Source organism: Streptomyces sp. SAI-170 (assembly GCF_049739565.1).
Classification (GTDB): domain Bacteria; phylum Actinomycetota; class Actinomycetes; order Streptomycetales; family Streptomycetaceae; genus Streptomyces.
The window spans coordinates 3,515,083-3,527,118 of the sequence record NZ_JBMGQD010000001.1 but is presented as its reverse complement, the minus strand read 5'-3'; the positions used below and the strand labels follow the sequence as shown (position 1 = coordinate 3,527,118).

General features: G+C 71.9%; 11 protein-coding genes. 10 read left to right on the top strand and 1 reads right to left on the bottom strand.

The features are described 5' to 3' along the window. Positions 1 to 23 precede the first annotated feature (23 nt). Positions 24 to 1,202, bottom strand: coding sequence for a sensor histidine kinase (locus tag RKD23_RS15645; RefSeq protein WP_424854217.1), 1,179 nt, complete (start codon positions 1,200 to 1,202; stop codon positions 24 to 26). Positions 1,203 to 1,406: 204 nt separating this feature from the next. Between RKD23_RS15645 and RKD23_RS15640 the strand changes: the two genes are divergently transcribed. Genes RKD23_RS15640 through RKD23_RS15595 form a run of 10 tightly spaced genes read left to right on the top strand, consistent with a single transcriptional unit; the run spans position 1,407 to position 11,931 of the window. After that, positions 1,407 to 1,814, top strand: coding sequence for an NADH-quinone oxidoreductase subunit A (locus RKD23_RS15640; protein WP_424854216.1), 408 nt, complete (start codon positions 1,407 to 1,409; stop codon positions 1,812 to 1,814). Continuing rightward, on the top strand, positions 1,805 to 2,425 hold the full coding sequence (locus RKD23_RS15635) for an NADH-quinone oxidoreductase subunit B (RefSeq protein WP_424854215.1): 621 nt from the start codon (positions 1,805 to 1,807) through the stop codon (positions 2,423 to 2,425). The genes RKD23_RS15640 and RKD23_RS15635 overlap by 10 nt, the downstream gene beginning before the upstream one ends. Continuing rightward, complete coding sequence (locus tag RKD23_RS15630) at positions 2,422 to 3,993, top strand: NADH-quinone oxidoreductase subunit C (RefSeq protein WP_424854214.1); 1,572 nt, start codon at positions 2,422 to 2,424, stop codon at positions 3,991 to 3,993. Before RKD23_RS15635 ends, RKD23_RS15630 begins: the two co-directional genes overlap by 4 nt. Beyond that, a complete protein-coding gene (locus tag RKD23_RS15625) occupies positions 3,990 to 4,958 on the top strand; it encodes a complex I subunit 1/NuoH family protein (RefSeq protein WP_424854213.1) in 969 nt (322 codons plus the stop codon). Before RKD23_RS15630 ends, RKD23_RS15625 begins: the two co-directional genes overlap by 4 nt. Next, positions 4,958 to 5,566 (top strand): NuoI/complex I 23 kDa subunit family protein, encoded by a 609-nt coding sequence (locus RKD23_RS15620; protein ID WP_424854212.1) that lies wholly within the window; start codon positions 4,958 to 4,960, stop codon positions 5,564 to 5,566. The genes RKD23_RS15625 and RKD23_RS15620 overlap by 1 nt, the downstream gene beginning before the upstream one ends. A gap of 17 nt (positions 5,567 to 5,583) precedes the next feature. Further along, the gene (locus tag RKD23_RS15615) at positions 5,584 to 6,462 is read left to right on the top strand and encodes an NADH-quinone oxidoreductase subunit J (protein WP_424858247.1); all 879 of its coding nucleotides are present in this window, start codon (positions 5,584 to 5,586) and stop codon (positions 6,460 to 6,462) included. Then, positions 6,462 to 6,839 carry an NADH-quinone oxidoreductase subunit NuoK gene (gene nuoK, locus RKD23_RS15610; protein ID WP_424854211.1) on the top strand — a complete coding sequence of 126 codons (378 nt, stop codon included), beginning with the start codon at positions 6,462 to 6,464 and terminating at the stop codon, positions 6,837 to 6,839. The genes RKD23_RS15615 and nuoK overlap by 1 nt, the downstream gene beginning before the upstream one ends. After that, positions 6,836 to 8,830 (top strand): NADH-quinone oxidoreductase subunit L, encoded by a 1,995-nt coding sequence (locus RKD23_RS15605; protein ID WP_424854210.1) that lies wholly within the window; start codon positions 6,836 to 6,838, stop codon positions 8,828 to 8,830. The genes nuoK and RKD23_RS15605 overlap by 4 nt, the downstream gene beginning before the upstream one ends. Positions 8,831 to 8,836: 6 nt before the next feature. Then, complete coding sequence (locus tag RKD23_RS15600; protein ID WP_424854209.1) at positions 8,837 to 10,411, top strand: NADH-quinone oxidoreductase subunit M; 1,575 nt, start codon at positions 8,837 to 8,839, stop codon at positions 10,409 to 10,411. Next, positions 10,408 to 11,931 carry an NADH-quinone oxidoreductase subunit N gene (locus tag RKD23_RS15595; RefSeq protein ID WP_424854208.1) on the top strand — a complete coding sequence of 508 codons (1,524 nt, stop codon included), beginning with the start codon at positions 10,408 to 10,410 and terminating at the stop codon, positions 11,929 to 11,931. Before RKD23_RS15600 ends, RKD23_RS15595 begins: the two co-directional genes overlap by 4 nt. Positions 11,932 to 12,036 lie beyond the last annotated feature (105 nt).

The window sequence follows — 12,036 nt, the reverse complement described above, 5'->3', positions numbered from 1 at the left end:
GCGTCTTGGAAGGGGGGTTTTCCCTACCTCGGGCGGGCGCGCCAGGGCAGTTCGGCGGTGATCGTGGTCGGACCGCCCGGCGGCGAGTCGACGACGAACAGCCCGTCGACCGCGCCCAGCCGCTCCGCGAGCCCCCGCAGACCGCTGCCCGCGTCCAGCGAGGCACCGCCCCGGCCGTCGTCCTCGACCTGGATCAGCAGCCGGTCCCGGCTCCGCCACACCTCCACCGCGGCGGACCGCGCCCCCGAGTGCTTGCTGATGTTCTGCAGCAGCTCGGACACGGTGAAGTAGGCGATTCCCTCGATGGCCTCCGCCGGCCGCGCGTCCAGATCCACGGTCACCTTCACCGGCACCGTGCACCGCGACGCCACCGACGACAGGGCCGCGTCGAGACCGCGGTCGGTGAGCACGGCCGGATGGATACCGCGCGCCAGATCCCGCAGCTCCTGCAGCGCCAGCTTCACCTCGCCGTGCGCCTCCTCGACCATCACGGCCGCCGAATCCGGGTCCTCGAGAAGCTTCTCCTTCGCCAGACCCAGCCCCATCGCGAGATTCACCAGCCGGGCCTGCGCCCCGTCGTGCAGATCCCGCTCGATCCGCCGCAGATCGGCCGCCGCCGTGTCGACCACGACCCCCCGGTCGGACTCCAGTTCGGCGATACGGCGCTCCAGCTCGTCCGACGGCGACAGCAGCCCGCGCACCATCGCCCGGTCCGCGTTCGCCAGCCCCCGCGCCAGATACGGCAACACCGGCCACAGCACGAACAACGACACCAGCGTCAGCGCGAACGTCAGCACGCCCCACGGCAGCCGGATGAAGTCGTACAGCAGCGTCCGCCAGCCCACCGGGTCCTTCAGCATCATCCACAGCTGCTGAAGGAACCCGCCCCGCCCGCGCAACGGCATCGGCGACGGCTCCTCCACCCGCACCCCGAGCAACGCCCGGGCCCGCGCCCGCTCCAGCTTGCCCAGCTGCCGCGCCCCCATCAGCCCCGCCGCGAGCAACGGGAACCCGATCACCGTGACGGTGAGCAACCCGCTGGTGAACACCACGGTCGTCACATAGACGAAGCCCACCAGCGCCGCCGGAAGGTTCGCCAGGAGATGCGCGATCTCCTTCCAGGTGTGAGCGTCGTAGGCGAGGCGAGGCGGCGGCAACGGCTCGGCAGTCCCGGCGCCCACGGACGGAGTACGTTCGGTCATACGGCTCAGCCTGCCCGCCCGCGCCCGGCCACGCCATGAGGCGGACCGCCCGGCTCTGCTGGGGAAAACCCCACCCCGGCATCTCAAGGCGTGACGGGCTGCTTACCGTCTCTTTATCAGGGCCTAGACTCCCGTGCGTACAGATCGTCGAACAGGTCGTCGTCGCGGGTCGAGGGCCGAAGGCCAGGGAGCGAGGGGACGGACGTGCGGGAACCGACCGTCGAACCGGCTGTCGTCGTCGCGGCGGACTACTTCCAGTCCTATTCCGTCGTCGGACTGCTCGCCGCCGTCGGCGTGCTGTTCGTCGCCGTCGCCTTCGGGGCCGGCCGGCTGCTGCGGCCCGTCGTGCCCACCCCCGAGAAACTCCTGACCTACGAGTGCGGCGTCGACCCGGTCGGCGAGGGCTGGGCCCACACCCAGGTCCGCTACTACGTCTACGCCTTCCTCTACGTCATCTTCGCCGTCGACTCGATCTTCCTGTTCCCCTGGGCGACGGTGTTCGCCGCGCCGGGCTACGGGGCGACCACCCTCGTCGAGATGTTCATCTTCCTCGGCTTCCTCGCCGTGGGCCTGCTCTACGCATACAAGAAGGGCGTCCTGGCATGGACGTGACCCCCTCGGAACCGGTTCTCCTTCCCGAGCCGAAGCGCCTGGGCGCGCTCGCACGCCTCGCCCCCGAGCCGATGAAGGTGGTCCTCAACTGGGGCCGCCGCTACTCCCTCTGGGTCTTCAACTTCGGCCTCGCCTGCTGCGCGATCGAGTTCATCGCCGCGTCGATGGCCCGCCACGACTTCATCCGCCTCGGCGTGATCCCGTTCGCCCCGGGCCCCCGCCAGGCCGACCTGATGGTGGTCTCGGGCACGGTCACGGACAAGATGGCCCCCGCCGTCAAGCGCCTGTACGAGCAGATGCCCGAGCCCAAGTACGTCATCTCCTTCGGCGCGTGCTCCAACTGCGGCGGCCCCTACTGGGACTCCTACTCCGTCACCAAGGGCGTCGACCAGATCATCCCCGTCGACGTCTACGTCCCCGGCTGCCCGCCCCGCCCCGAGGCCCTCCTCCAGGGCATCCTCAAGCTCCAGGAGAAGATCGCCCGCGAGTCCCTGGGCGAGCGCTACGGCCACACCGCCGCCCGGCCTTCCACGGCAGCCCTGCAGAGCGGCCTGGTGCAGCCGCCGGTACCGGCCGAGGAGACCGACCTGGGCACGGAGGGCGCGCGATGACCGCCACCGGCTGGCTGCCCGCCCCCGCCGAGGAACTCTTCGGCCCCGACGCCACCGCCGAGGAGTCGTACGACGTCCTCACCGTCGACGTGCCCCCGGCCGCCTGGATCCCGGCCCTGCGCACCGCCCGCGACGAGCTGGACTGCACCTACTTCGACTGGCTGAGCGCCGTCGACGAACCCGGCACCGGCTTCCGCGTCTCGGCCCACGTCGTCGCCCTCCACCCGGTCCGGCGGCTCTTGCTGCGCACGACCGTCCCGCACGAGACGCCGCTGCTGGCCTCCGCCGTGGACGTCTACGCCGGTGCCACCTGGCACGAGCGCGAGACCCACGAAATGTTCGGCGTCACCTTCGAGGGCCACCCCGGCCTGGAGCACCTCCTCCTCCCGGAGACCTTCGAGGGCCACCCCCTGCGCAAGGACTTCGTCCTCGCCGCCCGCGTCGCCAAGGCCTGGCCGGGCGCCAAGGAGCCGGGCGAGTCCGACCACGGCGGCCCCAAGCGCCGCCAGATGCTCCCGCCGGGTGTCCCCGACCCCAACGACTGGGGCCCCCTCAAGGGCCAACTCCCCCCTGCCCCCGCCCGCCCGGCCCGAGGCGCCGCCCGCCCAGCAGGCGAACGCCCGGCCCGCCGCACCCGCACCGCGAGCGAGGGCTCCGCAAGCCAGACCACCCCCGCGACGGACACCTCCGCCGGCGAAACACCCCCGGCACCGGAGACCTCCCCCGGCCGGACGCCCCGCGCACCGGAGGCCCCCGCAGGCCCGCGCCGCGCCCGCACCGCCTCACAGGGCTCGGCCTCCCAACGCACGGAGGCTGCGACCACACCCGCCACGGACTCCGGCACCGAGGGAACGACCTCGGCACCGACGGCCCCGGCCGGTCCCCGACGTGCCCGCAGCGCGTCGCAGGGCTCGGCCTCCCAGCGTGCCGCGACTCCTGCGGAGGAGCAGGCATCGGTTGATCAGCAGGGCCCGGCCGACCAGCAGGCCCCGGTCGACCAGCAGGCCTCTGCCGGGCAGCAGGGTCCCGTCGGGCAGGAGGCCTCTGCTGGGCAGCAGGGTCCCGCCGGGGGGCAGGCCTCTGCCGAACGGCAGGCCCCCGCTGAAGCGAAGCCCCGCCCGGCCCCTCGCAGCGCCGACGCGCCTTGGCACCACGCCCGCCCGGCCTTCGACGAGCCGAAGCCGGAGCGGGAGCAGGGCCCGGAGCCGAAGCCGGAGCCGGAGCCGGAGCAGGAACCGGAACAGCCGAAGGCACCGCAGGCCGCAGGCACGCCCGAGACGGCGCCGGCCCAGGAGCCGGAGGCGCAGGCCGCAGGCACCTCCGAGACCGGCTCGGCCCAGGAGCCGGGCGCGCAAACCGCGCGGGAACCCGGTGCCGAGGCCTCCCCGGAGCCCCCCGGAACCGCCGACCAGGAGACCGCCTCCCGAGGCCGCACGCCGGACAGCCCCACCCCCGACAACGCCGGCCCCGACGAGCCCGGCCCGGGCGAGTCCGCCCCCGACAAGCCCGGCCCTGACGCCCCCGACCACACCGACACCCCCGCCGACCCCTCAGGAGGCCCGCAGTGAACGACGCTCTCGACGTCGCCCTGCGACTCCTGATCGTCTTCGGCGTCTTCCTCACCTTCCCGCTGATCATCGGCCAGACCGAGCACAAGGTGATGGCCCACATGCAGGGCCGCCTCGGCCCGATGTACGCCGGTGGCTTCCACGGCTGGGCCCAGCTCGTCGCGGACGGCGTGAAGTTCGCGCAGAAGGAGGACGTCGTCCCCACAGGCGCGGACCGGCGGATCTTCCAGCTGGCCCCGGCCGTCGCCCTTCTGCCCTACCTCCTCGTGCTGCTCGCCATCCCGATCGGCCCGAGCGAAGGCGCGGTCGGTGAGGTCATCGACGCGGGTGTCTTCTTCGTCCTCGCGGTGATGGGCGTCGGCGTCCTCGGCTCTCTCATGGCCGGATGGGCCAGCGCCAACAAGTTCTCCCTCCTCGGCGGTCTGCGCACCGCCGCCCAGTTGCTCGCCTACGAACTCCCGATGCTGCTCGCCGCCGCCTCGGTGGCGATGGCGGCCGGCACGGTCTCCCTCCCCGGCATCCTCGACGCGTTCGAGTGGTGGTGGCTGCCCTGGCAGATCGTCGGCGCGATCGTGTTCTTCGTCGCCGGTCTGGCAGAGCTCCAGCGACCCCCCTTCGACATGCCCGTCGCCGACTCCGAGATCATCTTCGGCGCCTACACCGAGTACACCGGTCTGCGTTTCGCTCTCTTCCTCCTCGCCGAGTACGCCGGGATCGTCGTCCTGTGCGGCCTGACCACCGTCCTGTTCCTGGGCGGCTGGCACGGTCCCTGGGGCGCCGACGGCCTCGGCTGGGTGTGGACCCTGCTGAAGACGGCCGTCCTCGCCTTCGTCGTGATCTGGCTCCGCGTCACCTATCCCCGCCTGCGCGAGGACCAGCTCCAGAAGCTCTCCTGGACCCTTCTCGTCCCTCTCTCCCTCGCTCAGATCGCCCTCACCGGCATCGTCAAGGTGGTGATCTCCTAGTGGCCCCCATTCCTGGCTCCGGCCTCGCCAAGGGCCTGGCCGTCACCCTCCGCACGATGACGAAGAAGACCGTCACCGAGCAGTACCCCGACGTCCAGCCCGACCTCCCGCCCCGCACCCGCGGTGTGATCGGCCTGTTCGAGGAGAACTGCACGGTCTGCATGCTCTGCGCCCGTGAGTGCCCCGACTGGTGCATCTACATCGACTCCCACAAGGAGACGATCCCGGCGGCGACGCCCGGCGGCCGTGAGCGCAGCCGCAACGTCCTCGACCGCTTCGCCATCGACTTCTCCCTGTGCATGTACTGCGGTATCTGCATCGAGGTCTGCCCCTTCGACGCGCTCTTCTGGTCCCCGGAGTTCGAGTACGCCGAGACCGACATCCACGACCTCACCCACGAGCGCGACAAGCTCCGCGAGTGGATGTGGACCGTGCCGGCCCCGCCTGCCCTCGACCCGGGTGCGGAGGAACCGAAGGAGATCGCCGCGGCCCACAAGACGGCGGAGAAGCTCGCCGCCGCCCAGGCTGCCGAAGCCGAGCCGACCGAGCCGACCAAGCCGCAGGGAACCGGGCCGCAGGGAACCGAGTCGCAGGGAGGGGACGCGTGAGCCTCGCCTCCCACGCCATGGCCCCCGGCTCCACGGCGCTGACCACGGTCGCCGCGGACAGCCACGGCTTCCTGTCCCCGACCGGCGTGGAGATCGCCTTCCTCCTCGTCGGCCTGGTCACCTTCGGCGCCGCCCTGGTCACCGTCACCACCCGGCAGCTGGTGCACGCCGCCCTGTGGCTGGTGGTCACCCTCGGCGGCCTCGCCGTCGAGTACCTCCTGCTCACCGCAGAGTTCATCGCCTGGGTGCAGGTCCTGATCTATGTAGGCTCCGTCGTCGTCCTCCTTCTCTTCGGTCTGATGCTCACCAGGGCACCCATCGGCCGCTCCCCGGACGCGGACTCCGGGAACCGCTGGGCCGCCCTCACGGTCGCCGTCGCCTCGGCGGCCGCCCTGATCTGGGTGGTCGTCGATGCCTTCCGCGCCACCTGGATCGACCTCGACGGCGCCCCGGCCGGCTCCACCGAGGTCACCGGCCAGGCGCTCTTCCAGAACTGGGTGCTCCCCTTCGAGGCCCTCTCCGTCCTGCTCCTCGCGGCCCTGGTCGGCGCGATCGTCCTGTCCCGCAAGGCGAAGGCGGAGTCGAGCTCTCCCCCTGTGAACTCCCGGGCCACCACCGGTGGTTCCCCTTTCGCCCCGCATTCCCGTAATCACCCGATCGGGCGAACCAGGCCGGTTGAGCGAGCGGAGACGGCCCCGCGAACCGAGTCGGCCGAGGGGACAGGCCGGGCCGAGCAGCCCAGCCAGTCCCAGGGCACCAGCGAGTCCCAGGGCACCAGCGAGTCCCAGGGCACCAGCGAGTCCCAGGGCACCAGCCAGTCCAAGGGCACCAGTCAGCCCGTGAACACCGGCCCGTCCGAGGGCGTCACCCCGTCCGAGCAGGAAGGCGCCCGCTGATGCACCTCGCCTATCCCGCCGTACTCTCCGCCCTCCTCTTCTGCACCGGCCTGTACGGCGTCCTCGCCCGCCGCAACGCGATCCTGGTCCTGATGTCGGTCGAGCTGATGCTGAACGCCGTCAACCTCAACCTCGTCGCGTTCGACGTCTGGCTCAGCCGGACCGCCGAGGAGACCCTGCACTCCGGGCAGGCCCTGACCCTGTTCACCATCGCCATCGCCGCCGCCGAGATCGGCATCGGCCTGGCGATCGTCCTCGCCGTGTACCGCAACCGCGGCACCGCGGACATCGACAAGCTCCGCGACACCGCCGAGGGCCACGAGACCGACGTCCCCGAGGTGGGGACGGCCGCCGAGAAGGCTGAGGCCACCGCGTGACCACGACCACCCTCGCCGTTCTCGTCCCCCTCCTGCCGTTCCTCGGCGCTGCCGCCGGACTGCTCCTCGGCCGCACCGCCCCCGGTTTCGTCCGTCCGCTGGCCGTCCTGCCGGTCCTCACCTCCCTCGTGCTGGCCTGCGTCGTCGCGGCCCGCCAGGGCGGGGACGCGGCCGTCGACGCGGCCACCGAACTGACCCCCACCGGCTCGGTCCCGATCGAACTCGCCCTGCACATCGACGGCTTCGCCGCGCTCGTCGCCGTGCTGGTCGCCTTCGTCGCCGGCTGCGTGCAGATCTACTCCACCGGCTATCTCCGCGACGACCCGCGCTACCCGTCGTACGCCGCTCTCGTCTCGCTGTTCACCTCCGCGATGCTCTTGGTCGTCTACTCCGGCGACCTGATGGTGCTGCTTGTCGGCTGGGAAGTCATGGGCATCTGCTCCTACTTCCTCGTCGGCCACTACTGGGAGACCCCCGAGGCCCGCGCCGCCTCCCTCAAGGCCTTCCTGGTGACCAAGCTCGGTGACGTCCCCTTCCTGATCGGCCTGTTCGCCCTCGCCACGGACGCCGGGTCGTTCCGCATCACCAAGGTCCTCGGTGCCGTCGCGAGCGGCGGCCTCGACCACCCGACGCTGATCGCCCTGCTGCTCCTCGCGGGCGTGGCGGGCAAGTCGGCGCAGTTCCCGCTGCACACCTGGCTCCCCGACGCGATGGCCGGCCCCACCCCGGTCTCCGCGCTGATCCACGCCGCGACGATGGTCGCCGCCGGTGTCTACTTCATCGCCCGGCTCCTGCCCGTCTTCCAGGCCTCCACGGCCGCGATGGTCACCCTCGCGGTCATGGCCGCCGTCACGATGGTCGGCTCGGGCCTCGCCGCGCTCGCCCAGGACGACATCAAGCGCGTCCTCGCCTACTCGACGATCGGCCAGCTCGGCTACATGACCGGCGCCCTCGCCGTCGGCGACCGCGGTGCCGCCGTCTTCCACCTCCTGTCCCACGGCGCCTTCAAGGCGCTGCTGTTCCTCGCCGCCGGCGTGATCATCCACGCCGCCGGCACCAACTCGCTGGCCGCCATGTCCCGGATGAAGGACCTGCGCGACCGCGTCCCCGACGCCTACTGGACGATGACCGTGGCGCTCCTCGCGCTCGCCGCGATCCCGCCGTTCAGCGGCTTCTTCTCCAAGGAGTCCGTCCTCGGCGCCGCCGAGCACGTCTCCACCGGGCACACCGAGCACGCCCCCGGCGCAGCCGGGTGGATCGTCCTCGTCTCGGGCCTGCTCACCGCCCTGCTGACCGCGGCGTACGCGATGCGGCTGTGGCTGCGCGCCTTCCGCGGCCGGGGCGCCGAGGCCCCCGACCACGGCCGTCAGCCGCTGACGATGACCGTGGTGCTGTGGGTGCTCGCCCTTCCGTCCCTCGCGCTCGGCGGCCTCACCTACCGGCTGCTGCCCGACTGGTTCGACGGCAACGACCTCGCGCCCACGCTCACCACCTCCGTCCTCGGCACGGGCGTGGCCCTCGTCGGCGGCCTCGTCACCTACGCCGCCTGGCGGCACACCACCGCCCTGGCCGCGCGTGTGCCCCTGGGCGCGGTCGCCGCCCACCCCGAGGGCGACGCCGGACTCGTCGAGGCCGAGGCCATCGCCAGCCACGCGCCCGCCTACGGCGATGTGGCCTATGCCCCCGACCCGGCCGACCCCGGGCGGCTGCTGCTCGGCCCGCTGCACCGGCACGCGGCCGTCGGCTTCCACCTGGACGCGGTCTACTCGGCGCTGTTCGTCCGCCCGGTGCGGGCCGGTGCGAGCCTCGTCCGGTTCCTCGACCGCGAGGTCGTCGAGACCTACGTACGTGGCGCGGGCGCCCTGCCCCGCCTGCTCGGCGCGGCCGTCCGGCGCGCCCAGACCGGCAATGTGCAGACCTATGTGAGCGCGCTGCTCGCCGGCACCGTCGTCCTGGCGGTCGCCGTCGTCCTCGTCGCCACGGGAGCGTGAGCAGGCGTGATCGATATCAACGAGTCAGTGATGCAGTTCCTTCTGGCGTTCGTCGTCGTCGGCCCGCTCCTCGGCGCCGCCGCCGCTCTGCTGCCCGCCCCGCCCGGACTGAAGGGGAAGTCGCCCGAGCAGGCCGTGCTGCGCCACGGAGTCACCGTCACCGGTGCGATCCTTCTCGCCGCGATCGTCCTCGCGCTGGGCTTCGACCACGACCACCCGTCGAAGATGCAGGCCGGCACCGACATCAGCTGGATCCCCGCACTCGACGTGCGCATCCACCTCGGCATCGACGGCATCTCCCTCCCCCTTCTGGTCCTGACCGCGCTGCTGACCTTCCTCTGCGCGCTCTACAGCTACTTCAAGATGCCTGCGGGCCCGTCCCCGAAGGCCTTCGTCGCCCTGCTGCTCGTCCTGGAGTCCGGCACCCTCGCCACCTTCGCCGTCCTCGACCTGCTGCTGTTCTTCCTCGCCTTCGAGATGGTCCTGATCCCGATGTACTTCCTCATCGCACGCTGGGGCGGCGAGGGACGGGCCGAGGCCGCCTGGCGGTTCATCCTCTACACGCTGCTCGGCTCCGTGGTCATGCTGCTCGGCCTGCTCCTGATCGGAATCAAGGCGGGCACGTTCGACATGGTGGCACTCGCCACTGACAACGGCCGGTCGCTGACCACGTCCGTGCAGGTCATCGCCGTATTGGCGATCGGTCTCGGGCTCGCGGTCAAGACCCCGATGTGGCCGCTGCACAGCTGGCTGCCGGACGCCCACACCGCCGCCCCGACCGTCGGCTCGGTGCTGCTCGCGGGTGTCCTGCTGAAGATGGGCACGTACGGGTTCGTCCGCATCCTGCTCCCGGTCGCGCCGGACGGGTTCCGGGACTTCGCGCCGTATCTCGCCGCCTTCGCGGTCGTCGGCATCATCTACGGATCGCTCGCCTGTCTGGCCCTCGCCAGGCGCGGCGCAAAGGGCGACCTGAAGCGGCTCATCGCCTACTCGTCCGTCGGCCACATGGGCTTCGTCCTGCTCGGCATCGCCACGATGACCCCCACCGGCGTCAACGGCGCCCTGTTCGCCAACGTCGCGCACGGCCTCATCACCGGCCTGCTGTTCTTCCTGGTCGGCGCCCTGAAGGACCGCACCGGCAGCACCGACCTCGACACCCTCGCCGAGCAGACCGGCGCCGCCCTGTACGGCCGTGCCCCGCGCCTCGGCGGCCTGCTCGCGTTCGCCGCGGTCGCCTCTCTCGGCCTGCCCGGACTCGCCGGGTTCTGGGGCGAGATGCTCGCCCTGTTCGGCGCGTTCGACCCCGCCGACGGGCTCAGCAGGCCGGCGTTCCTCACCTTCATGGCGATCGGCGCCTTCGGCACGCTGCTCACGGCCGCCTACCTGCTGGTCGTGGTCCGACGCGTGTGCATGGGCGCCCCGCAGGACGAGGTGCCGAAGCTGGCCGACGTCCGCACGTACGAGTTCGCGGCCTGGACCCCGCTCGTCGTCCTCACCGTCGTCGCCGGGCTGTGGCCCAAGACCCTCCTCGGCCTCACCGACCCGGCCGTGCAGCAGCTCCTCGCAGGAGGCACCCGATGAGCTACCCGGCCCAGACGCAGGCCGTCAACCTCGTCCAGGACGTCGACTGGCTCGCCGTCGCGCCGCCCACCATCGCGGCGGTCGTCGCGCTCGCCGTCCTCGTCGCCGACCTGTTCGTGGCGGACGGCAGGAAGGCCGTGCTCGGGTGGATCTCGGTAGCGGGCCTCGCTGCTTCGACCGCCATGCTGCTGCCCCTGCTGGACGGCGACCGCTCCACCTTCTGCCTCACCGGCGACACACGCGTGTGCAGCTATACGGCGGACCGCTTCACCCTCGTCATCCAGTTCCTGGTCCTCGCCGGAGCCCTCGTCGCTGCCCTGCTGTCGGTCACCGCTCTGAAGGACGCGCGCAAGGAACTCCCCGAAGGGGAGTTCTGGTTCCTGCTGCTCTCCTCCGCCGCGGGCGCCGCCCTGCTGCCCGCCTCCCGTGACCTGGCGACCCTGATCGTCGCCCTGGAGGTCGCCTCCCTGCCGGCCTTCGCTCTCGTCGGTCTGCGCCACGGCGACAAGCGCTCCTCCGAGGCGGCCCTGAAGTTCTTCCTGTCCTCGGTCACGGCCACAGCCGTCAGCCTGATGGGCATCAGCTTCGTCTACGCCACGACCGGCACCCTGTACCTCACCCAGGTCGCCGACCGCATCCAGGACGTCGACGGCCAGCTGCACACCCTCGCCCAGACCGGCGTCGTCCTCACCCTCGTCGGCTTCGCCTTCAAGACGGCCGCCGTGCCCTTCCACTTCTGGGTCCCCGACACCTATGTGGGAGCGCCCCTCCCGGTCGCCGCCTATCTGTCCGTCGTCGGCAAGGCGGTCGGCTTCTCCGGCCTGATCCTCGTCACGGTCGTCGCCCTGCCGTCCTACGCCGACGTCTGGGGCCCCGCCCTCGCCGTGCTGGCCGCGCTCACCATGACCGTCGGCAACGTGGGCGCCCTGCGCCAGCAGGCCACGCGCGCGTACAGCGCAGTACGCCTGCTCGCCTGGTCCTCGGTCGGTCAGGCCGGCTACCTCCTGGTGCCGATCGCCGCCGCCGCGTACTCCGACGACGCCGAGCACTCCGTCGGCTCCACCCTCGCCTACGCCCTCATGTACGGCGCCGTGAACCTCGGCGCGTTCGCGGTGGCCGCGCTGGTGGGCCGTACGCACGCCCTGAACCGCGTGGCGGACTACCGGGGCCTGTACGCCAAGAACCCCGTCACCGCCCTGGTCCTGGCGTTCTTCCTGCTGTGCCTCGCTGGCCTGCCGCCGGGCATCATCGGCCTGTTCGCCAAGGTCACCGTCTTCTCGGCGGCCGTCGGGGCGGGCCTGGGCTGGCTGGCCGTGGTGATGGCGGTGAACGTCGTGATCGCGCTGGTCTACTACCTGAAGTGGACGGCCCTGCTCTTCCGCGCCCCCGAGGGCGAGCCCGGCCGGCACACCGTCCCGGCGCCCCTCACGGCCGCGATCGCCGTCACGGCCGTCATCGGCATCGCCCTGTCCGGAGCACCCCAGCTGGTCCTGCGCTTCGCCGACACGGGCCTGTTCTGAGACGCGGACCTGCTCCGAGAAGCCTTGACCGGTTCTGAGACGCGTGGGCCGACGGTCACCCGTACGGCCCACGCCCGCCTCGGAGCGCCCCCACGGGCACAAGGG